Source organism: Actinomadura sp. GC306 (assembly GCF_004348665.1).
Lineage (GTDB): Bacteria > Actinomycetota > Actinomycetes > Streptosporangiales > Streptosporangiaceae > Spirillospora.
This window is the reverse complement of sequence record NZ_SMKM01000106.1, coordinates 1-20183: the sequence shown is the minus strand read 5'-3', so window position 1 is coordinate 20183 and position 20183 is coordinate 1. Positions and strand designations below refer to the sequence as shown.

Annotated in this window: 22 protein-coding genes and 1 pseudogene; 6 read left to right on the top strand and 17 right to left on the bottom strand. The window is 70.8% G+C overall.

Going from position 1 to position 20183, the window contains the following annotated elements:
* Together E1200_RS33750 and E1200_RS16890 are read left to right on the top strand one after the other, a co-directional pair.
* Nucleotides 1-743 (top strand): annotated as a pseudogene (locus tag E1200_RS33750) (hypothetical protein); the annotation flags it as partial.
* 77 nt (nt 744-820) lie between these two features.
* Nucleotides 821-1570 carry a hypothetical protein gene (locus E1200_RS16890; protein WP_131952987.1) on the top strand — a complete coding sequence of 250 codons (750 nt, stop codon included), beginning with the start codon at nt 821-823 and terminating at the stop codon, nt 1568-1570.
* 18 nt (nt 1571-1588) lie between these two features.
* On the opposite strand, the gene E1200_RS16885 is transcribed toward E1200_RS16890, so the two are convergent.
* From E1200_RS16885 to E1200_RS16875, 3 genes are read right to left on the bottom strand one after another with little or no spacing between them, the layout of a single operon-like run.
* The gene (locus E1200_RS16885; protein ID WP_131952986.1) at nt 1589-3388 is read right to left on the bottom strand and encodes a choline/carnitine O-acyltransferase; all 1800 of its coding nucleotides are present in this window, start codon (nt 3386-3388) and stop codon (nt 1589-1591) included.
* Between the two features lie 23 nt (nt 3389-3411).
* Nucleotides 3412-4221 (bottom strand): class I SAM-dependent methyltransferase, encoded by an 810-nt coding sequence (locus E1200_RS16880; RefSeq protein WP_131952985.1) that lies wholly within the window; start codon nt 4219-4221, stop codon nt 3412-3414.
* A gap of 8 nt (nt 4222-4229) precedes the next feature.
* Complete coding sequence (locus E1200_RS16875; RefSeq protein ID WP_131952984.1) at nt 4230-5093, bottom strand: arpA protein; 864 nt, start codon at nt 5091-5093, stop codon at nt 4230-4232.
* Nucleotides 5094-5339: 246 nt separating this feature from the next.
* On the opposite strand from E1200_RS16875, the gene E1200_RS16870 reads away from it, so the two are divergent.
* Together E1200_RS16870 and E1200_RS16865 are read left to right on the top strand one after the other, a co-directional pair.
* On the top strand, nt 5340-5828 hold the full coding sequence (locus E1200_RS16870; RefSeq protein WP_131952983.1) for an MSMEG_6728 family protein: 489 nt from the start codon (nt 5340-5342) through the stop codon (nt 5826-5828).
* Between the two features lie 54 nt (nt 5829-5882).
* A complete protein-coding gene (locus tag E1200_RS16865; RefSeq protein ID WP_131952982.1) occupies nt 5883-7103 on the top strand; it encodes a PP2C family protein-serine/threonine phosphatase in 1221 nt (406 codons plus the stop codon).
* 27 nt (nt 7104-7130) lie between these two features.
* On the opposite strand, the gene E1200_RS16860 is transcribed toward E1200_RS16865, so the two are convergent.
* The 5 genes from E1200_RS16860 to E1200_RS16840 form a co-directional block, all read right to left on the bottom strand.
* Nucleotides 7131-8120, bottom strand: a complete 990-nt coding sequence (locus E1200_RS16860) for an alpha/beta hydrolase family protein (RefSeq protein ID WP_131952981.1) — start codon at nt 8118-8120, stop codon at nt 7131-7133.
* A 318-nt stretch (nt 8121-8438) separates the two neighbouring features.
* Nucleotides 8439-9788, bottom strand: coding sequence for a hypothetical protein (locus E1200_RS16855; RefSeq protein WP_131952980.1), 1350 nt, complete (start codon nt 9786-9788; stop codon nt 8439-8441).
* The gene (locus E1200_RS16850) at nt 9785-10042 is read right to left on the bottom strand and encodes a hypothetical protein (protein ID WP_131952979.1); all 258 of its coding nucleotides are present in this window, start codon (nt 10040-10042) and stop codon (nt 9785-9787) included. The genes E1200_RS16855 and E1200_RS16850 overlap by 4 nt, the downstream gene beginning before the upstream one ends.
* 103 nt (nt 10043-10145) lie before the next feature.
* Complete coding sequence (locus tag E1200_RS16845; protein WP_131952978.1) at nt 10146-10373, bottom strand: hypothetical protein; 228 nt, start codon at nt 10371-10373, stop codon at nt 10146-10148.
* A 292-nt stretch (nt 10374-10665) separates the two neighbouring features.
* The gene (locus tag E1200_RS16840; protein ID WP_131952977.1) at nt 10666-10896 is read right to left on the bottom strand and encodes a hypothetical protein; all 231 of its coding nucleotides are present in this window, start codon (nt 10894-10896) and stop codon (nt 10666-10668) included.
* Between the two features lie 269 nt (nt 10897-11165).
* Between E1200_RS16840 and E1200_RS16835 the strand changes: the two genes are divergently transcribed.
* Entirely contained in the window at nt 11166-12134 is a 969-nt protein-coding gene (locus tag E1200_RS16835) for a TIGR03557 family F420-dependent LLM class oxidoreductase (RefSeq protein ID WP_131952976.1), read from the top strand.
* Between the two features lie 172 nt (nt 12135-12306).
* On the opposite strand, the gene E1200_RS16830 is transcribed toward E1200_RS16835, so the two are convergent.
* The 3 genes from E1200_RS16830 to E1200_RS16820 form a co-directional block, all read right to left on the bottom strand.
* Complete coding sequence (locus E1200_RS16830; RefSeq protein ID WP_131952975.1) at nt 12307-12636, bottom strand: MerR family transcriptional regulator; 330 nt, start codon at nt 12634-12636, stop codon at nt 12307-12309.
* Between the two features lie 98 nt (nt 12637-12734).
* Nucleotides 12735-13172 carry an Hsp20/alpha crystallin family protein gene (locus E1200_RS16825; protein ID WP_131952974.1) on the bottom strand — a complete coding sequence of 146 codons (438 nt, stop codon included), beginning with the start codon at nt 13170-13172 and terminating at the stop codon, nt 12735-12737.
* Between the two features lie 220 nt (nt 13173-13392).
* A complete protein-coding gene (locus E1200_RS16820) occupies nt 13393-14661 on the bottom strand; it encodes a M14 family metallopeptidase (protein WP_131952973.1) in 1269 nt (422 codons plus the stop codon).
* Nucleotides 14662-15333: 672 nt separating this feature from the next.
* Here E1200_RS16820 and E1200_RS16815 point away from each other — a divergent pair.
* Nucleotides 15334-15819: a hypothetical protein gene (locus tag E1200_RS16815; protein WP_131952972.1), complete on the top strand. Its 486-nt coding sequence runs from the start codon at nt 15334-15336 to the stop codon at nt 15817-15819.
* A gap of 116 nt (nt 15820-15935) precedes the next feature.
* On the opposite strand, the gene E1200_RS16810 is transcribed toward E1200_RS16815, so the two are convergent.
* From E1200_RS16810 to E1200_RS16785, 6 genes are all read right to left on the bottom strand, one after another.
* Nucleotides 15936-16907 carry a beta-ribofuranosylaminobenzene 5'-phosphate synthase family protein gene (locus E1200_RS16810; protein WP_131952971.1) on the bottom strand — a complete coding sequence of 324 codons (972 nt, stop codon included), beginning with the start codon at nt 16905-16907 and terminating at the stop codon, nt 15936-15938.
* A 4-nt stretch (nt 16908-16911) separates the two neighbouring features.
* Entirely contained in the window at nt 16912-17655 is a 744-nt protein-coding gene (locus E1200_RS16805) for a hypothetical protein (protein ID WP_131952970.1), read from the bottom strand.
* A 53-nt stretch (nt 17656-17708) separates the two neighbouring features.
* A complete protein-coding gene (locus E1200_RS16800; protein ID WP_131952969.1) occupies nt 17709-18119 on the bottom strand; it encodes an NUDIX domain-containing protein in 411 nt (136 codons plus the stop codon).
* An 81-nt stretch (nt 18120-18200) separates the two neighbouring features.
* Nucleotides 18201-18914, bottom strand: a complete 714-nt coding sequence (locus E1200_RS16795; protein ID WP_131952968.1) for a carbohydrate kinase family protein — start codon at nt 18912-18914, stop codon at nt 18201-18203.
* 9 nt (nt 18915-18923) lie between these two features.
* On the bottom strand, nt 18924-19133 hold the full coding sequence (locus E1200_RS16790; RefSeq protein ID WP_131952967.1) for a hypothetical protein: 210 nt from the start codon (nt 19131-19133) through the stop codon (nt 18924-18926).
* A gap of 402 nt (nt 19134-19535) precedes the next feature.
* Nucleotides 19536-19955, bottom strand: a complete 420-nt coding sequence (locus E1200_RS16785; protein ID WP_131952966.1) for a hypothetical protein — start codon at nt 19953-19955, stop codon at nt 19536-19538.
* Nucleotides 19956-20183: the final 228 nt, after the last annotated feature.

Below are 20183 nucleotides of genomic sequence, written 5' to 3'. Positions count from 1 at the left end.
GGGACGGGCAGGGCGACGAGGGGCTCGGGCTGCGGATCGTCACCGTCCAGATCAAGGAGGCCGTGGTCAGCTCGTCCCGGCTGTGGGAGAACCTGCAGAAGCCGTACCGGGCCGAGCAGGGGCAGATCGCCCGGCTGGCGGAGCTGGAGGCCCAGGAGGCGGTCACGCAGCGCGAGATGGCCGCCGCGCGGATCAAGGAGACGCAGCGGCTGGAGCACGAGCGCGAGCTGGCCGAGCTGCGCGCCCGCAACGAGTCGCAGCTGTTCGACACCGAGGCGGCCGAGCAGCTGCGCCGGACCAGGCGCGAGCACGACGACGCCCGCGAGGTCGCCGAGCTGGAGACCGAGACGACGCGGCACAACCTGCGGATGGAGCGCGAGCGGCACGCGGAGGAGGCCGAGACGGGGCGGCTGCGCATCGGGCTCGACCACGAGCTGGCCCGGCTGCGCGCGGAGGGCGAGCTGGCGCTGGCGGAGTCCCGGGCGCGGTCCGCGCACGAGCAGGCGCTGCTGGACCTGGAGCGCGAGGGCGCCCGTGCCGCGATCGAGAACGACCGGACGCCCGCGGCGGTGCAGACGCGGCTCATCGCCTCGCTGCCGGAGATCATGGCGCGGCTGCCGAAGCCGGACGAGCTGCGCACGGTCACCGTCAACGGCGCCGACCAGACGAGCGTCGCCGGGCTGATCACCCAGCTGACCGCCGTCATCGGCGCCCTCCGCGCCGCGGGTGCCGACTCAAGCTGACCCTTTACCGGTGAGTGCCGCATGACTCTGTGGCGGATGACATGGACACGGGTCGTTCCGGGGCGTTCACTCGGATCGTGGACGCACCCTTGGATCCCGCGCCGCCCCGCGCCGTCCCGGCCTGGTCGGGGCTGAACTGCTCCGTTCTCTTCTGCGACGTGGCCGGTTTCGGCGACCCGTCCCGCACGGACGGGGACCGCCGGGCCGTCCGCGAGGTCACCTACCGGGTCCTGCTGGACGCGCTGGAGGACTCCGGCATCCGGCTGGCGGACACCTACCGCGAGGACCGCGGGGACGGCGCGCTGGTCATCGTCTCGCCCGCCGTCCCGACCGCGTCCCTGGTCGACCCGCTCGCCGGCCGCCTGGGCGCCGCATTGCGCCGCCACAACGACATCGCGCGGCCCGCCGTCCGCGTCCAGCTCCGCGTCGCCCTGGACGTCGGCCCCGTCACCCCCGACGCCGAGGGGCTGAACGGCCAGGTCATCATCCGGGCGGCCCGCCTCATGGAGGCCCCGGCCCTGAAGTCGGCCCTGGCCGAGACGGGCGCCGACCTGGGGTTCATCGTCTCGCCGTTCGTCTACGAAGCCTTCGTGGCCCACCTGGACGGCCCCATCGACCCCGGCTCCTTCGAGCACGTGACCGTCCGGGTGAAGGAGACGACCACCTCGGCCTGGATGCACCTGGCCGGGACCACCGCCCGCCCGCGCCGTTCCCCGGCGCAGCCCTCGCCCGCCCAGGAGGCACCTCGGGCTTCCACCGTGTTCGCCGGTGAAGTGCAGGTCCGGGGAGACCTGGTCCTGGGCGACAAGACCGTCAACGAGCGATGATCCGCGGCGTGCCGGAGGTCAGGCCAGCAGCTCGCGCAGTTCGGTGACCGCCTCGCGGAGGCGGTCGGCGAAGACGTGCATGGCGTCCGCCACCGGCTGCGGCGTGCTGAGGTAGATGTTGAAGCGGTCCGGGAGCAGCACGTAGGCGACGCCGATGCACTGCTCGCTCGTCGACCCGAAGCCGAAGTACTGGATGTTGACCGACGGCGCCGAGCTGGTGCTCAGGTAGTCGTCCCGCATCACCACCCAGCCGGGCGACTCGAACAGGGCGAGCGGCTCGGTGACGCCCAGCTCGGCGCCGCGCCGCCGCTGGATCAGCTGCAGCTCCCAGAGGTGCTGCTCGGGGGCCTGGCCGCTCTGGCACTCCTTGGCGCGCCGGACGTGCGCCTCGGCGGCGGCGCGGAACGCGTCCCGGCGGGCCTCGGCGCCGGCGTCCGGGTCCTCCATGAGGTCCACGAACCGCAGGACCTCCGGGGTGACGACGCGCATCGCCTCGGTGCGGCCGTGCCGGTACTGGCGGGTCGCGATCGACTCGTAGGTGGCGCCGGTGACCCCCTTCGCGCGGCGGTGCGCGAGCTGGTACGCCATCTGGACGAACGCGTCCGGCGACATCTTCAGCGGCTTGATGTGGGCGGAGCCGAAGTCCTCGAACGACACCGCGGCCGTGGCGGTCGCCGCGCCGTAGGCGGCGAAGGCGGCCGCGGCCTCCTCGATGTCGGCGCGCAGGGCGTCGTCGAGGACGAACTCGATCGGCTCGATCGCCGGGAGCCCCTGCGACACGGCGCCCGACCGCCGCGAGATCAGCTCGGCCGGCGCCTCCAGCAGCGCGTCGACGAAGGCGAGGATCGTCGTGCCGTCCAGGCCGCAGTGCTCGACGTTGATGCCGGCCGTGCCGTCGCCGAAGACGACGAAGGACACCGCCTTGTCGAACCAGCGGTTGCCGCTGTCGCCGTGGAGCAGGTGGTCGCAGGCGTCGAGGGTGTTGCGGGGGACGAAGTTCTCCAGGCAGACGCAGAACAGCGCCGTCTCCACCTCGTCCAGCGCCGCCGCGTTGCGGGGGTCGAGGGCGATGAGCGCCGCGCGGCTCGCGGCCCACTCGGCGCGGGCCTTGGTGGTGAGGTGCCCGGCGGACGGCTCCGGCGCCGCCTCGGCCTTCATGATCGTCTCCAGGCCGGCCGCCAGCTCGTCCAGGGCGTGCGGGCGGCCGTCCGGGCCGAGGACGTCCATCCGGATCATGTTGCCGCGGAAGAACACCACGATGTGCCGGGCGGCCGACGGCCCCGGCCACTCCGCGGTGTACGGGGCGCGGACGGTGTCCTGCTCGGCGCCGGGGATGCGGGTGGTGGAGAACAGGAACTTGTGCTGCTCCATCGTCAGCGGACGTCCGCGCTGCACCGCCGGCGGGACCTCCTCGGCGTCCAGCCGCAGCTTGTAGTCGAGCGCGCCCGCGATGAGCCCGGCGGCCCGCTCCGCCTGCCCTTCGGTCGACTCCTTGAACAGGAAGAAGAAGTTGGCGTTCAGCGCGATGCGGTCGCGGCGGCCCAGGTAGCGGTAGGGCCAGAAGGTGTCGAGCCAGCTGTGCACGCCCTCCGCCGCGTCGTAGCGTTCGAGCGCGGCGTGCAGCGCGCGGCCGGGGCCGTCCGGGCGGGCGAACTCCGCCAGCGCCGCCTCGGTCCGCGCCCGCTCCTCCGCGGTCAGCAGCGGCCCGCACCACTCCATGAACTTCCCGCACGTCGCGTCGAGCGTCGGCAGCGGCACCCGGGGCAGGTGCTCCTCGTTGCCGAAGGTGCGGGTCGAGATCTCTTCGCTGGCGTTCACTTCGGTCCTCGTGTCGTCAGTGCTCAGGTGCAGGGCTTGGAGATGTAGAGCTGCGCGTAGAACCAGCCGCCGGCCTCCAGCCCGGCCGGGTCGGCGCCGGCGGCTTCGAGGCGGTCCAGGACGAGCGTCCGCTCCTCCGGGGTCGCGAACCGCCGCTGCCGGAACAGCCCGTCGTGCCGGACGGTCTCGTACCCCGCCGCGGCGAGGGTCTCGGCGATCGGGTCGAACGGGAACATCCGCAGGACGAAGTGCGCCATCCACGGCAGGCGGCCGTCCTGCGCCTCGACGACGCGGGAGATGGTGCGCTCGGTGACGTATCCGAGGCAGCCGGTGGAGATGACCAGGTCGGTCCCCGCGAGCTGCGCGCGCTGCTCCTCGGTCGGCTCGCCGCTTTCCAGATCGGCGTGGACGGCGCCGTCCAGGAATCCGGCCTCCAGCGCGTAGGAAAGGGCCTCCGCGGAGGCGTCGAGGCCGAGGAAACGCAGGTCGTCGGCGGGTTCATGGGAACGGATCAGCTCCCGGTCGCGGGCCAGCAGCGTCGCGCGGGTGTGCCGTTGGGCGTCGCGACCGCCGTAGCGATCGTACAGCTCGGCCATTGTGCGGCCGTATTTCACCAGGGCCGCGTTGATGCCGTAGGAGCAGCCGATGTCGAGAACGGTCGGGCGCGGCACGCCGAGCGCCCGCCGGTATTCCGCGATGATCCGGCGGAAATGCGGTTTCGCCAGTTCTGGAATGTTGTAGTCGAGTTTCCGGAGCGTGCCGAAATAGGCGCGCGGGTCGGGCGAGGTGTAGATGTGGTCGAGCGAGATCTTTCCGGTCGTGTCAACGCGCACGCGGTCTCCTAGTCCAGCAGCCGGTCCACCCGGACGGCGCGCCCCTCCGCCGCCAGATGTGCGGGCAGGACGCGGCCGAAGAGCTGCTTCGTGCGCGCGACGCTGCCGATGACCCCCGGGCGCTCGCTGTAGGCGAGGATCGCCGTGTGCCTGGCGGTGCTCCCGCCGACGGTGCTCACCCTGTGCAGCGAGTACCGCCCCTTGAAGAGCTGCAGGTCGCCGGGGCGCAGCGCCAGCCGGCGGATCAGGTCGGCGCCGCCGCCGGTGAGCACGCGGCGCACGTCCCCGAAGTTCTCCGCCTTCGCCGACCGGATGTTCGGGCAGTACTCGAAGACGCCGCCCTCCTCCGGCTCCCGGGTCAGCAGGCTGACGGTGAACTCGTTGGTGTCGAAGTGCCAGGGGTGCTCCATCCCGGGCTTCACGACGTTGAGGCACAGCCCCGACAGCGGATCGGCGAGTTCGTACACCCGCGGCAGCCCGAAGCAGGCCGCGACGAACCGCTGGAAGAGCTCGTTGGAATACAGCCGGTGGACGATGAAGTCCGCGGGGATGTGGTCGCGGGCGACGAACGCGTTGCCCCGCTCGATCGTGATCCGCCCCGGGTGGTCCTCCGGCAGCGGGGTGCCCACGTCGATGTTGTAGGCGTTCACCGTTTCGACGTCGTAATGGGCGCGCGGCGCGATCGTCGCGCATTCCGCGCTCAGCGCGTCCTGCAGCGCGGGCCGGATGAAGTCGGGAAGCACGCAGCATCCGGTTTCGGCCAGGGCCTCCCGGGTGCGGGAAACGGCGGCGTTCCAGCCGGGGCCGCCGGGGTCGGTCAGCGGATGGCGGCCGGTGTCGACGACCTCCGCGAAAGCCTCCGCCGCGTCCATGAAGATCCTTCCGCCTCGGCCGATCCCAGATGGGTTTAGCACAGTCCCCCGCGCCATTCACGGCCCCGCCTTTCCGGGGTGCTTTGGCGGCGACCGATAAGCCGGGCCCGTGACCTGTGCCTTTGAACGGTCCGGGACACGGCCGCCTGCCGCCCGTGGTGTGGTCCATATCACCCGGCCCGCGCGAGCCGCCCGGCTTTGCGTTCTCTCGACCCTCACCCGCCCGGTCCCGGGTAGGGGACGGGCGTGCAGACATTCCTGCCGTACGCGGACTTCGCGGACACCGCCCGCGTCCTCGACCGGCGCCGGCTCGGCAAGCAGCGGGTCGAGGCGATCCAGGTGCTGCGCGCCCTGACGGTGCCCGGGTACGGCTGGCGGCACCACCCGGCGGCGCTGATGTGGACGGGCTACGAGGAGGCCCTCGTCCGCTACGGCCTGGAGATATGCCGGCACTGGTGCGACCTCGGCCACGGCGACACGTGCGCCGCGACGCTGCTGACCGACCTCGAAGGGGCCACCGGCGTGCGGCGGCCCTGGGACCAGGAGGTCCTCGCCCGCGCCGGTGAGTTGCCGCCCTGGCTGGGCGACGCCGAGTTCCACCTGAGCCACCGGTCGGCGCTCGTCCGCAAGGACCCCGGCTTCTACGGCGCCCTCTTCCCCGGCACGCCGGACGATCTGCCCTACGTGTGGCCCGACTCCGACCGGCGGCCACATGGGAAGCGCTCAGCCGGGTAACGGATGGGCGGATCAGTGCGCACGAACGGACGGACGGCCTAGGACGGCGACCCGATGCTGAGAGAGCTGGTGGCGGCCAGCCACCTGATGTCCATGGAGCAGCTGCCGGGCGCGGTCGCCCGGCACGCCGCCGACTCCGGCCTGACCGACGTGGTGATCTACGTCGCGGACGTGCAGCAGACGGTGCTGCGCCTGCTGACCGGGCGCGGCCGCGACGCCGGGCAGGACCCGGGCGGCGAGGTCGCCGAGTTCAAGATCGAGGGCACGCTCCCCGGCCGCGTGTTCCAGACCATGCGGCCCGTGCAGGGCCAGGTGTCCGACGACGGGAGCAGCCAGTGGTGGCTGCCGATCCTCGACGGGGCCGAGCGGGTCGGCGTCCTGCGCGTCACCGTCGACCGGAACGGCGAGAAGGCCCTGGAGGACGCCGAGTACCTGGCCGGCCTCGTGGCCCTGCTCATCGTCAGCAAGGGCCCCTACAGCGACTCCTACTCGCGGCTGGTGCGGACGCGGCCCATGACGGTCTCGGCGGAGATCCAGTGGCGGCTGCTGCCGCCGATGACCTTCGCCAACGACCAGGTGGTGATCGGCGCGGCCCTGGAGCCCGCCTACCAGCTGGGCGGCGACACCTTCGACTACGCGCTGGCGGGCGACACCGTCCACCTCGGCGTCTTCGACGCGATGGGCCACGACACCGTCGCCGGGCTGGCGTCCGCGCTCGCGATCGGGGCGTGGCGCAGCAGCAGGCTCCGCGGGGCCGGCATCCTGGAGACGGGCCGGGCGATCGAGGAGGAGCTCGCCGGCGACGACGACTCGGGACGGTTCGTGACGGCCGTGCTCGCCGAGCTGGACCTGCGTTCGGGCATCCTGACCTGGGCCTCGTACGGGCATCCGGAACCGGCCCTGATCCGCGGCGGACGGTGGGTGGCCACCCTGGACTGCCGGCCCGGGGCCCCGCTCGGCACCGGCCTCGGCATCGCCCCCGAGCTGTGCAGCGAGCAGCTCGAACCCGGCGACCGCGTCCTGCTCTACACCGACGGGATCGTGGAGGCCCGCGACCCGCAGGGGCGCGAGTTCGGCCTCCACCGCTTCACCGACTTCATCATCCGCCGCGAGCAGGACGGGCTGCCCGTGCCCGAGACGCTGCGGCGGCTCATCCACAACATCCTCGACCACCACGCCGGCCACCTCGACGACGACGCCACCGTCCTGCTCGCGGAGTGGCACGGGCCCGTGGGCACCACCGAGGACGCGCTGAACGCGCTGCGCCAGACCTGATCCCCGCGGGCACGGCCGCCTCCGGGGTCAGCGGCCCGCGGCGACGCCGAGGGCGTCCAGCAGCGCCGGATAGGCCCTGTGCAGCTCACGCTCCCAGTACGGCCAGTCGTGCTGGCCGTCGAAGAAGTGTGTGGTCACGGGGATGCCGAGGTCACGCAGCCGCTTCGTGAACGACCGTGCGTGGTCGTAGGTCGCCGCCTCGACCGGGTCGGTGAACGGGAACCCGCCGAGCGGGCCGGCCTTGCCGTTGCCGCTGGCCACCCACAGCCGGACGCCGCGCAGCCGCTCGGCGAGGTCGGCGGGGTTGTGCGCGTGCCAGACCGCGGCCTGGTCGTCGGGGTGCCCCCACACGCGGCGCCAGTCGGTGCCGGGGCACGCGAGCGCCGGACCCCAGCCGGTCGAGTTCTTGCCCGGTTCGTGGTCGAGGAGCGTGTCGAGGTATCCGCTGAACGCCGCGGCGGCCTCGAACATGCCGGGGAAGCGCGCCGCGTACAGCATGGCGCCGAGACCGCCCATGGAATTCCCGGCGATCACCCGTTTCTGCCCGGCGTTGTAGTCGCGTTCGAGAATGCGGCGGAGTTCGGTCATGTGGAACGTCTCCCATTGCGGGGTTCCGCCGTTCCCGTAGTTCCACCAGTCGGAGTAGTTGCCGCAGCGTCCGCCGTTCGGCATGACGACGATGACGCCGGTTCGGGCGGTGAGTTCGGCGACGTCGGTGTCACGCGTCCAGGCGGTGTAGCCGTCGACTCCGCCGTGCAGGAGCCAGAGCGTCGGCCAGGTCCGGTCGGTGTCGCGCGTCCAGCCCGGCGGGAGGAGGAGCCGGACGTTCTCGGTGCGGCCCATGGCGGGGGAGTCGATGGTCAGGTCCACGGTGCGGGACGCGACGGCCGTCTCGGAGACGACCTCGGGGGCGGTGGCCGCCCGTGCGGTGGAACCGTCCACGGCCGGGGCGGGGACGAGCGGGGCGAGCAGTGCGAGGGCCGCCGTGCAGGCGGCGATGGTGCGGCGGTGCGGCAATGCGGAGCCTTTCAGGAAAGGCCGGGCAGGGTGGGCCGGCCTTTGAAAAGGGGGGTGCCGTCGTGCGGCTGATGTGCGGATCCGGAATCGTCCTCGATTCCGGCCGCCTTCGGGCGGGATGGGCCCGGTGATGATCGTGCTCCGGTAAGGCGGGATGGGGATATTTCGCTACTTACTCGGAGTAGGTTCCCGGGGCCCGCGCTCGCGAAGCTTCTTTGATAAAGCTTATAAAATGCATTACCGGCAGCCGGGACGCCGATGCGCCGGGCGCCCCTCGCGCGGGGCGCCCGGCGCATCGGCGTGAGCCGGGCGTGGATCTCAGGAGTTCGGCATCGGGTCGGGCGCGGGGCCGTTGACGTACCGGACGGCCTGCCGCACCAGCCAGCGGGCCGCCATGTAGAGGATGAGCACCACGCCCAGCAGCGGCAGGATCAGCAGGACGATCTGCAGCCCGGACGTGATCAGTTCGAGCGGGCTCGCCCCGTTCGACGCGGCGGTGGCCAGGCCGCGGATCATCATCCAGTCCTGGGCGACCAGCTTCGGGATCTGCGTCGTGATGAGGCCGAGCTGGAGCACCAGCAGCGGGACCACCGTCAGCACCCAGACCGTGACGAAGATCTGCGGCCAGCGCTTGAGCTCCTTGAGCCTCGGGTCGGCCGGGCGGCGCAGCAGCTTCCGGCGCAGGATCGGCCCGATGTACTTGAACAGGTCGGGGATGCCGATCAGGTCCGACATGATGTAGTAGCCGTCGAACCGGAGCGTCGGCAGCAGCTGCTGGATCATCTCGAAGTTGACGAACAGCACGGCGACGAGCAGCGGCTCGAAGCCCGTCCACAGGTACAGCCCGGTGAGCCCGAGGATGAAGATCCCGTTGAAGTACACGCCGGCGAGGTCGGCGCGCAGCCGCCCGCCGCGGCCGAGCCGGTACGACTCGGTGATGTCGGTGTAGAAGGCGGGCCACACGAGGTAGATGCCGCAGCCCATCACCCCCGGGCGGACGCCCCCGTACCGGCAGGCGGCGGCGTGCCCGAACTCGTGGAACACGCACGACAGCACGCCCAGCGCCATGATCAGCAGGATGCTCACCGGGACGAGCAGCGTCTGCTGCAGCGCGTCCGCGATGGACTGGCTGGTGAGCAGCCAGACCTCGCAGCCGATGATGGCGGCGACCGCGACGGCGACGATGACCGGCCGGAACAGCCAGCTGAACAGCCCGGCGATGAACCAGGTGACCCGCTCCGGGCACACCGCGACCTTGAACTTCAGCCCGAGGAAGGGGTTCGCCTTCACCAGGGGCGGCGCGGTGCCGTCGGTGTAGCCGGTGACGCCGAGCGGCGCGAGCTTGCGGTCGACGAGGTAGACGATCTGCTCGGCGGTGAGCCGGGCGCCGGCCTGCTCGCTGACGGCCGCGGCGACCGTCTCCAGCGCGGCGGGGACGTCCCGCGTCCCGGCGAGGTCGCGGTGCTCGTGCAGTGCCTTCGCGACGAGGAACAGCAGCGGCGGCAGCCGGACGAGCTGGCGGTTGGGCAGGCACACGAGCTGGGGCGGCTCCCGGTACCCGGAGTTCTTGAACTCCCCGACGAGCTCCGCGCCCTCGGCGAGCGTCGGGAAGGTGAGGGCCTTCGGGGCACCGGCCTCGTCGACGGCCTGGTCGGCGGAGGTGCTCATGGCCGGTGGTAGATGGAGACCGGGAAGCAGGTCAGCGTGGTCGTGGCCGGCTGGGCGAGCAGCCCGGTGCCGAGCAGGCCGGACGTCCCCGCCGAGTGCGTGTACTGGCAGGCGTACACGACGTCGGTGCCGCCTCCGCCGCCGCCTCCGGGGCCGGGACCGGCGGCCGACAGCAGCAGCCGGCCGGGCAGGACCTCCCCTGAGAGCCGGTCGAGGTCCGCGTAGGTGAGCTTCTGAGGGTTCGTCTGGCCCATCGGTTCGCTTTCAGGTCGTCCGGAAAAGAGGGCGGAAGGGCTGGCGATCGAGCACCAGCCCTTCCGTTGCGGGCGTGAACCCGCGGTTGTGACTCTTCGTTCGTCAGCCCGCGGCGACCGTGGTGCCGGCGCACGTCATCGACGAGCTGTTGGACGCGGCGATGGCGCCCGCGAGGCCCTGGTTGACGTTCACGACGCCCTGGCACTGCGGCGCCACGATGACGCCGCCGTTGTCGCCGCCGCCACCGGCGAGCAGGGTGGACAGGACGGCGCGCTCCGGCAGGACCTCGCCGGTCAGCTGGGCCAGCTCGGTGTAGGTGTAGGACTTCATGTGGTTCCTTTTCTTCCTTGTCACGCCCGGCTCTCAAGGTGGATACCGGATGTCCCTTTGCCCGCCTCCGTGCAGAAGCAGGTAGCTCTACGTATATCAGAGCTCACTGAAAGTAGCCAAACAGGGGCTCTCGGGTGGGGTGTCGCGGCTTCCACCGGTGGCCGGGGCCGCGGAGTGCGTGACATGGGATCCGCGTTGCGGTCGCCACTTCCCGGGCATGGAGGAAGGGCTGGCGGGAGAACACCAGCCCTTCCGTTGCGGGCGTGAACCCGCGGTTGTGACTCTTCGTTCGTCAGCCCGCGGCGACGGTGGTGCCGACGCACTGCATCGACGAGCTGTTGGACGGGGCGATCGCGCCCAGGAGGCCCTGGTTGACCGCCACGACGCCCTGGCACTGCGGCGCGACGATGACGCCACCGCCGCCGCCGTGGCCGCCGCCGGCGAGAAGGGTGGACAGGACGGCGCGCTCCGGCAGGACCTCGCCGGTCAGCTGGGCCAGCTCGGTGTAGGTGTAGGACTTCATGTGGTTCCTTTTCTTCCTTGTCACGCCCGGCTCTCAAGGTGGATACCGGATGTCCTTTGCCCGCCCCCGGTCAGAGGCGGGTTGCTCTACGTATATCAGACCTCACCAAGAGTAGCCAAGCGTGCCCTGACCAGTGATTTCTCCGTGCCGTTCAGCGGCCGCGCGGCGAACGCGCGCGACCGGGCCGCCTTATCCGCCGGTGCCATGGGCGAGAAGGGGGGTCGCCGAAGGGCGACGGTTCGGCGGCTGTGGACGGGTATGCGGCCCCCATGGAATTCGGATACACACTGCTCTGCGAGCAGACGCCGCCCAAGCAACTCGTCGCCGATCTGGTGGAGGCGGAGGAGGCGGGTTTCGACTACGCGGCCATCTCCGACCACTATTTCCCGTGGCTGGAGGACCAGGGCCACTCCGCCTACGTCTGGTCGGTGCTGGGCGCGCTGGCCCAGGCGACCAGCCACATTCCGCTGATGACCCAGGTGACCTGCCCGATCATGCGGTACCACCCGGCCGTGGTGGCGCAGAAGGCCGCCACGATGGGCGTCCTGTCGGACGGGCGGTTCACGCTCGGGCTGGGCGCGGGGGAGAACCTCAACGAGCACGTCGTCGGGCGCGGCTGGCCGTCGGCGGACGTGCGGCACGAGATGTTCGCGGAGGCCGTCGAGATCATCCGGGAGCTGTTCGGCGGCGGCTACGTGAACTACCGGGGCCGGCACTTCACCGTCGACTCCGCGAAGCTCTACGACCTGCCGGACCGGCCCGTCCCGATCGGGATCGCCGGGTACGGCCGGCGTGCCGGGGGCGTGGCCGCGCGACACGCCGATCTGCTCATCTCCGACCAGCCCATCAAGGAGGTCGTGGACCTGTTCCATGAGGAGGGCGGTGCGGGCAGGCCCGTCTACGGGCAGCTCCCGGTCTCCTACGGGCCCGACCTCGACGAGTGCAGGGAACGCGCGCACCGGATCTGGCGGTTCTCGGTCCCGTCGTGGAAGGTGATGGCCGAGCTTCCGGGCCCGGTGAACTTCGAGGCCGCGGCGCAGACCGTCCGTCCCGAGGACGTCGCGGAGGCCGTCCCGTGCGGCGACAACGTGGACGACTACGTGGCGGCCGTGCAGAAGTTCGCCGACGCGGGCTTCACCCACCTTGCGATCTGCCAGTCCGGGGCCGAGAACCAGAAGGACTTCCGCACGTGGGCGGAGGCCGACCTCCTGCCGGCGCTGCGCGAACGTTTCGGTTGATTAAAATTCGCGTCCGTGTCGTGGCCGCCGGTACGCGCCCCGCACCCGCGAGGTAAAAGGTCCGGCGAAATTCGTTCCGGCCGGGCGCAGGCCGTCGCGGGCTTGGCCACTCCCTGGGCTCGGTATGAACGCGGTGTGCGCTCGGCTCCCACGGTCCGGCCGGTCCGGCCGGTCAGGCCGGGTCTCCGGGACGGGAGCGCAGGGCGTCCAGGCGGCGGGCGAGCTCGTCGCGCTCGCGGGTCACCTCGGCGAGTTCGTGCTGGAGCTCGATGATGCGGCGGATCGCGGGCAGCGTCATGCCCTCGTCCATCATCGTGACGACCTGCTGGATACGGCCGATCTCGTGCCGGCTGTAGCGGCGCTGCCCGCCGGCCGAGCGCCGCGGTGAGACGACCTGCTGCTGGTCGATGCGGCGCAGGAACGCCTGCTGCACGTCGAGCATGTCGGCGACCTGGCCGACGGTGAACAGGGCCGCGTGCTCGTCGTCCATGGGCAGCTTCACGCGCTCTCCCTTCCTCTGCCTGCACGGAACGGGACCGCGGCCCGGGTCCCGGTGGAACGCGGGACCCGGGCCGCGGTGATCCGCCGCCGGTGCACCGGTCAGCTCTTGAGCGCCTTGCGGCCGCGGCCCGCCTGGACGGCGACCTTGCGGGGCCTGGCCTTCTCCAGCACCGGGATGCGGACGGCCAGGACGCCGTTGTCGTAGGCGGCCTCGATCGCGTCCGCGTCGAGGTGCTCGGCCAGGTAGACGCGGCGGGTGAAGGTGCCCATGGTCCGCTCGCGGATGAAGGGGCGCTCGTCCTCGCCGCTCTCCTCCGCGCGGTGCGCGGTGACCGACAGGACGCCGCGGTCGACGGTGATCTCGACGGACTCGGGGTCCACCCCGGGCAGGTCGAACCGCAGGACCACGTCGTCGGCGCGCCGGATGCCGTCCATCGGCATGCCCGCGCCGGTCCCGTTCCCGGCGACCTGGCGGAACGCGCGGTCGAACTGGCGCTCGAACTCCTGCACGAACGGGTCGATCGACGTCAGCAGCATGATGCCTCACCTCCGAAGATGTCCCGGACCGGGCCGGCCCGGGATACCGACTCGCTACAGAAGAAACTTGCAACTCAAATGATAGGTTCCTTCATCACGGATGTCAAGTTTCCTTCACACGTCAGCGCGCACCGCCGGTGGGCGGTGCGCGCTGACGTCGGCCGGAGCCGCGCTCGGACAACGGACCGGCGGGCGGTGGCCGCCCGCCGGCCCGGTCAGGTCAGGCGGCGCAGTACTGGGCCTGCTTGCCGATCGAGCGGTAGGGGCAGTCGGCGTAGTCCGTCAGCCGCAGCAGGGCCTCGCGGCTGCGCTGGACCTCCCGGTCGATGGCGGACGGCGGCGGGTAGAAGCTGCCCCCGCCCAGCTCGAACGTGTACGAGAAGATGCGGTACTGGCCCCACGTCCAGTCGATGGTCGTGCCGTCGGTGATGTACAGGTCGCTGGACTGCTCCGGGGTGAACCCGTTCGTCGAGGCCAGCTCCCGGCCGATCGTGCGGTGGGCCGCCTCGTCGTCGGAGGTCATCGTCCCCGGGACGGTGTTGTTGTAGGTGTAGCCGAACGGCCAGAGGACCAGTTCCGCCTCGGAGTGGATGTCCAGGAACATCTTGAGCTGCTGCTGGCCGCCCACGACCCGGCTGCGCACGAAGTCGGCGATCACCTTGGTCTCGGGGGCCGACTCGGCGCGGGTGCCGCGGTAGGTCTGGCTGGAGCCGCTGCCGGACGAGCCGCCGCAGCAGCCCCACCGGTAGGCGAAGTTGCGGTTCAGGTCGGTGCCCGTCGAGGTGGAGTTCGGCTGGCGGTTCTTGCGCCACATCCGGCCGGCGGAGGTGTCGCTGGTCATGTCGTAGACCTGGCCGTCCGGGTTGACCATGGGCATGACGTAGATCTCGCGCCCGTTCACCAGGTTCCTGATCCGGCTGTTGCTCGCGTATCCGCTGGTCAGCTGCCCGATGTAGTCGAGCGCCTGCTCGGCGGTGAGCCGCTCGCGCGCGTGGATGTTGGCGATGATGAGCACCTCGGGCTCGTTCTCGTCCACGGCCACGTTGTCGCTGATCTTCACGGCGACGATGTCGCGGCCCTGGTACGACCTGCCCACGACGAACTGCCGCGCGATCTGCGGGTAGGCGGCCACGACGGAGTCGACGTTCTGCCGCATCTCGGCGTAGGTGTGGTACGACGTCGCCGCCTTGGTCTCGACCGGGGCCGGGGCCGCCGCGGGCGCCTCCCGCACCGCGTGGCCGAGCCTCCGGATCGCCCGCACCTCCGCGGGGACGGCGGTGACCGAGAGCTCGCCCGTCCGGACGTCGTCGATCGCCGCCCCGGTCCGCGCGACCTCGGTGCGCTGCTGGGCGGTTGCGGGACCGGTCACCACGTACTGCGCGGCGGCGTCCGGGGCCGGGGCGGCCGCCGCCGCGGGGGCGAAGGTGAGGACCAGGGCGAGTGCCGACGGGATGGTGAGGAGGGAGCACAGTCTCCGTGCACTGTTCATACGGGCACCTGCATTCATGCCGCGCGCCCGGCGGCCACCTTGCGGGGTGCCTCGGATGGCCCACGGGCGCTGGGGGGTGCCGCCACGATGAACGCGAACGCGTCCCGTGACAATGGCCGCCCGGCCGCCCGCCCCGGACGGCGGAGAACACCCCCGGTTGCGTGAAATGCCAGGCCAGCGGTTTCCGGGGACGGATCGCCGCGGTTCCGATTCAGATCCATCAGTGCCGTTGTGAAATTTCAATGACCGATCGAACCGTGCTGTTCAGGCTGTAACAAGTTCTCATCCGCGTGGTTCCCGTGCTGGTGGCGCGGGGTTTCGGTCCGGTCCGCAAGGCGCGAAGAGGGTGACCGTCCTCGGCGGGCTCTCCCAGCTTGGGACATCGCGTTTTGGACGTCTTGTATCCCGATTTATGGCCAGTTCTCAGACGGAAATCTTTGAGGCCGTGTCTGGGTATTGACCGGGCCGTCACGTTTGCTTACCTTCTTAATAGAACGCGTTCTATTCGTTGGAGCCCGTGTCGATGCGGACACGGCGGCTCCGGCTCCCGTCCTCGAAACATGCCGCCCCGCCGTCCCAGTGGCCACGGGCGCGGTGGCGCATGGGCCGAGGGCTCCCACCCCGTTCCTTCGGGTGCAGGCGCGACGCCCACCGTTCGAAATGAGGACTGCCTTGTCCCGCACCACGAAGAAGCTGGCCGCGATCGCATCGACCACCGCTGCGGCCGCTCTCACCCTCGCCGTGACCGCCACCCCCGCCATGGCCTGGACGGCGGGTAACTTCACCGCCACGCTCAACGGCACGATGGTCATCAACGCCGGCATCCCCGCCGAGTGCACCGGCTCGACGCTCAGCGGCACCATCGACGCCAACGGCAACCTCACCATCACCTCCGCCTCGGTCAGCGGCTGCGGTGTCACGGTCACGCCCAACAACCTGCCGTGGACCGGCAGCCTCAGCAACGGCGTCGCGAAGCTCAACGGCTTCTCGATGAGCGCCATCGGCTGCACCTACGGCGGAAACCTGACCGGCAGCTTCAGCGGCAGCGACCTCCCGGTCACCGCCACGTTCGCCAACCAGAAGGTCAACAAGACCAGCGGCTGGCTGTGCCCGGGCTCCGCCACCGTCACCGCGGCGTACGACTTCGCCGCGGCCTGACCTTCCGACGGCCGGGCGGGCCCGACGTCAGCCCGCCCGGCCGCCGACCCGTGACCCCGGTTCCCACCCCGCCGGGGTCACGGCCCCGGCGGGCATCGGACGACCCGGCGCAACGGTCACCGTCCCCCCGTCCACCCGGTGCCCGAAGTCCCTGGCACGCGACCAGGCGACGATCCGGGCGCCGCAGCGTGCGGCGGCGTCGAGGATCGCGCCGCGCGCCGCCGCGTCACCGCTCTCGTGAACGGCGAACACCACCGGACCGAGGCTAAGCTGCTCATCCCGGTGGGCAGTCCCGCGCCGAGCAGTGTTTCGAGAAGGACCCGGACCGAGGAGGACTGGCAGGAGATCTCCGCCTTCTTCAACCCGAGCGACTGGAACTCCGCCAAGCCCTCGCACAGGAGCGGCAGGTCGGCGTTCGCCACCGCCGGGACGATGGAGTGGTAGAGGGCGGAGAACGCGGAGAGGCACTCCCGTCCGGGGGTGGGCGTGTGCTCGGCGAAGAAGTCGCGTTCGCGCGCCCCGGAGACGGTCGTCCCCGACGCGGGCAGCAGGAGCGCGAACGCCCAGTGCTCGGGGATCGGCAGCGCCACGGACAGCGGCGGGCTCTCGCGCGGCGCCCCGGCACTGCTCGGCCGCATGGCCTGCCCGGTGTTGGGCTGCCCGCAGTCGACGAGGAAACCGCCGCGCCAGAAGGCGTGCCAGCCGATGCCGGACGTCCCGCCGCGCCCGCTCAGCAGCGACATGCGCTCGGGTGTGAGCCGGAGCCCGTGGCAGGCGGCGGTGGCCGCGACGGCGCCGAGGCACAGCATCGTTCCGGTGCCCAGGCCGATGTGCCGGGGCGGCAGCCGCTCGACGGTGAGGGACGTGGCCGGCAGCCCGGCCTTCTCCAAGAGCCCGGTGAGGCGCCGCGCCTCGGCGGCGCCGAGGCAGCCGCCCGCGACGCCGTGCCGCCGCGCGGGCTCGGCATGCATGATCATGGCCGGCCCGTCCAGGGCGAAGCCGGCCCCTCCATAGACACGCCGACTGATCCCGGCGGTGTCGAGGAGCCCCAGGTGGAGCCGCGGGTACGCGGTGAGCGCGCGGCGCATGGCGCTAGTCCTCCGGTGGGTGCGACAACGCGGGATCGCTCCACACGGCCTCGAAGTGTTCGGCGAGGGCCGCGTACATGTGGCCGCCGCGGCGGCACAGCAGGGTCATCGTGTTGCGGCTCTGCCGCTTCGACAGGAACGGGCCCCAGAACGCCTCGTCGTCGATCACGCAGACGTTGATGCTCGGTATGCACGTGTAGAGCCTGATCTGGAAGTTCTCCGGCTGCTCCCGCCGCAGCCGCTCGGTGAAGCGGAGCATGGCCTCGACGTCGCTCCTGATGCTGCCGGTGTGGTTGCCCTCCTCGGCGTCGCGCTGGTCCGCGTACGAGCAGCCGGAGCCGGGCGCGTCGGGGTCGATGAGGAGTATCCGGACCTTCGCGGAACCCGCCCAGCTCGCGAACTGCGAACCGAAGTCCTCGCGCAGCGCCCGCAACCCGAAACCCATGATCGATATCTCGCGGCGCGCCCCCAGGAAGCGCGGCTCGTACTCGTTGCGGATCGGGACGGAGCGGTAGTGGAAGCCGTCCACGATCCCGAGCTTGGCGAGGTTCTGCAGGCTGCGCGCGGTGACCTCGTTCTGGCGCACCCAGAAGAAGACGACCCATCCGGCGAGTCCGGTGGCCATCAGCGACGTCGCGACGGCGAGGGCGACCGGGTGGTCGATGGCCATGAGCGACACGCCGACGAAGAACACGAGCGCGTGGACGAGGAGGTAGATCCAGCTGCTGGGGGTGAGCCTGGAGTGCATGGTTCCCTCGGGGGTCGGCCGCGTCACCGTGCTTTCTGTCGAGGGGCCCGCGCCTACTCGTTGTAGACGACCTGGCCGGGCCGGCGCCGCCGGTGGCTGCGGAGCGCGATCTCGACCGGCCGGAACAGCTTGTTCGGCAGCCGGTCGAGCGGATACCACTGCCAGGGCCCGGACTTGTGCGGTTCCCTGTTCACGGGCTCGCCGGTGGCCTCGACGAGGAACTCGAAGTCGATGTAGTGCCGGTCGTACTCGCGGATGTTGCTGACGCAGAACAGTTCCGCGCGGGTGAGCACGAGCCCGGATTCCTGTTCGAGTTCGCGTGCCACGGCCTCTTCCAGGCTTTCCCCGAACTCCAGCCCGCCGCCGCACCAGGCATAGCTGCCCGCGCCGTGGGAGCCTTTCCGCTCTCCCAGCATCACCCTGTTGTTCCGCAGCACCATCGCACCGACCCCGACGGTCGGCATGACGCGGTCGTACTCGTGATGGAGGCCACGGTCCTCTACGGCTCCTATGGCTCCGGCCCTGTGAGAAGGCATGTCTTCCTTTCAGTCGGCGCCGGCGCGCTGCCGTCGCATGTGGTCGTGCATCTCGGCCGCGGTCACGCGGTCACCGAAACCGGCCATCGACTTCTCTTCGACGAATCCGGTGCCGTAGGCGCGTATCCGCCGTCCAGCCCGGCTGACCAGCACCTTCGAGATGTCGTGGTCGCCGTGGCGGAGGTACCAGGTGCATGTCCCGGACAGCTTCGCCAGCGCGGCGAGCAGGTCGGGGAAGCCGCTCTCCCGGTACGGGTACCGGTCGGGGAGGCCGAGAAGCGCGGCCATGGTCCGCGCCTGGCTCACGATGATGTCCGCCCGCCTGAGCAGGGGTTCGATCGTGTCCAGGTCGAGGTATCGGTCCATGTCGTGGGGGACGAGATCGAGCCAGAAGACCGTTCCGTGCTCGTTCGCGATCTTCATGGCGGCCGTGACCGCCGTGCGCGACGGCTCCGCGAGCAGCAGGTAGCCGTCGGCGAAGACGGCGTCGCTGCCCGCGATCGTGCCGCGCGCCTCCTCGATGTCGGTCACGGACAAGTCCCGGATGGGCGTGCTGCCGTCCGCGGCGATGATCCTGCGCGCGTTCCGGTCCCGGAGGACGATGGTCCTGCCGTTGGCGGCGCCGGCCGAGGTCGGCAGGTGGCAGCTCGTCACCAGCCGGGACAGGTGGCGGACGATGTCGTCGGTGTAGTGGTCCCGGCCGATCCGGGAGATGACGTGCACGGTGCCGAATCAGCGCACGGCCTGCTTCGCGAAATTGATCGCGGTACCCGCCAGGACGGCATCGATGGGGGTGAACTCCAGGTGGTCCACATGCGTGTCCTCGAATGCCTGCTCGCGCAGCCGCGCCCGCACTTCGACCCGAACGTCCCCGATCACCGCGACGGAAAACGGCGCGGGCGGCCCCTCTGGAACCGTTCCAAAACACTCATGACCACTCATGTCAGACCTTGTCGTCGCCTGGATTTCCAGCCTCGGACGAGCAGGTCGTGGAATGGTAACGCGAGACCATGAAAGATCGTAATAGTCCGGCGGTTTATGGTGATGAGCCGCAATTGCCGGAGTTAGTAACCGAGCGCTTTCATCGCAGGTGGGGAAGCGGTTCGGCGCGGCCCCGGAGCACCGGCCGCGGAGTCCGGTTGTGGACACCGGGCGGTACGGGCCCGGGTGGTCACGGGCGGGGGAGGAACGAACCGAGCCCTTGGCCCTGCCGGGCCAAGGGCTTGGGACGTCGCGAGAAATGAAGTGCGGCCGGGTCCGTCGCCTGGCCGGGTGACGGCGGCCATGGGGGGCCGTGTACTACCGGGTCGGCGGTTCCGCAGGGGCCGTGTGTTGTGCGGGTGGTCAGCCGATGACGATGTCGCAGTCGGCCGTCGCTTGGTTCCAGTAATCCTCGAAGAGCTGGTCGATTGTGGCGTTGTAACCGCTGGAGCTGGTGCTGCGGTGCTTCCTCCCCGGAACCCACTCCCTGCCGGTCTGCAGCCCTATCTCGAACGGATACTCCAGGTCGGCGTGGAAATCGAGGTCGCACTTCCAGCGGTACCACCGACCGGCGATATTGCTGTTGTAGGCGCCTCCGCTGACCTCCCAGTTCCCGTTCTCGTAGACGGTGAACTGCACCGCACCGTCGACTCCGCGGCTGTCGTCCGACCCGAGGAAGAGGAGACCCAGCTCTCCGGACGGCCCGGTGGTCGGTATTTTGAAGGTGGGGTCGGCGTGTGCGGGAGGGGCCGCGATCAGGGTGGCGCCCAGTGCCGCGGCCATGGCGATCAGCAGTGTGCGAGGACGCCGGCGCCATATCGTCCTGGTCGGCTTGGTCTCGTCGGATCGCATCTCAGTGCCCTCCCAGGCGCGCGCTACAACAGAATTGCGGAATGCACGGCACCGCTGGCGTAACTAATCCTTTCTGCATCGAATAATCGACCATGCGGTTCGCGAGAGAGAAGTTATCCGCGCGCCCGTATGCAGGTCAAGAGGCAATTTGAGCCACCC

Coding starts and splice junctions, on each gene's coding strand:
- E1200_RS16875 (WP_131952984.1), bottom strand. CDS start 5,093: ATGGACGCGGCGGAGGCTTTCGCGGAGGTCGTCGACACCGGCCGCCAT.
- E1200_RS16865 (WP_131952982.1), top strand. CDS start 5,883: ATGCTGAGAGAGCTGGTGGCGGCCAGCCACCTGATGTCCATGGAGCAG.
- E1200_RS16855 (WP_131952980.1), bottom strand. CDS start 9,788: ATGAGCACCTCCGCCGACCAGGCCGTCGACGAGGCCGGTGCCCCGAAG.
- E1200_RS16850 (WP_131952979.1), bottom strand. CDS start 10,042: ATGGGCCAGACGAACCCTCAGAAGCTCACCTACGCGGACCTCGACCGG.
- E1200_RS16845 (WP_131952978.1), bottom strand. CDS start 10,373: ATGAAGTCCTACACCTACACCGAGCTGGCCCAGCTGACCGGCGAGGTC.
- E1200_RS16840 (WP_131952977.1), bottom strand. CDS start 10,896: ATGAAGTCCTACACCTACACCGAGCTGGCCCAGCTGACCGGCGAGGTC.
- E1200_RS16835 (WP_131952976.1), top strand. CDS start 11,166: ATGGAATTCGGATACACACTGCTCTGCGAGCAGACGCCGCCCAAGCAA.
- E1200_RS16825 (WP_131952974.1), bottom strand. CDS start 13,172: ATGCTGCTGACGTCGATCGACCCGTTCGTGCAGGAGTTCGAGCGCCAG.
- E1200_RS16820 (WP_131952973.1), bottom strand. CDS start 14,661: ATGAACAGTGCACGGAGACTGTGCTCCCTCCTCACCATCCCGTCGGCA.
- E1200_RS16810 (WP_131952971.1), bottom strand. CDS start 16,907: ATGCGCCGCGCGCTCACCGCGTACCCGCGGCTCCACCTGGGGCTCCTC.
- E1200_RS16805 (WP_131952970.1), bottom strand. CDS start 17,655: ATGCACTCCAGGCTCACCCCCAGCAGCTGGATCTACCTCCTCGTCCAC.
- E1200_RS16800 (WP_131952969.1), bottom strand. CDS start 18,119: ATGCCGACCGTCGGGGTCGGTGCGATGGTGCTGCGGAACAACAGGGTG.
- E1200_RS16790 (WP_131952967.1), bottom strand. CDS start 19,133: ATGAGTGGTCATGAGTGTTTTGGAACGGTTCCAGAGGGGCCGCCCGCG.
- E1200_RS16785 (WP_131952966.1), bottom strand. CDS start 19,955: ATGGCCGCGGCACTGGGCGCCACCCTGATCGCGGCCCCTCCCGCACAC.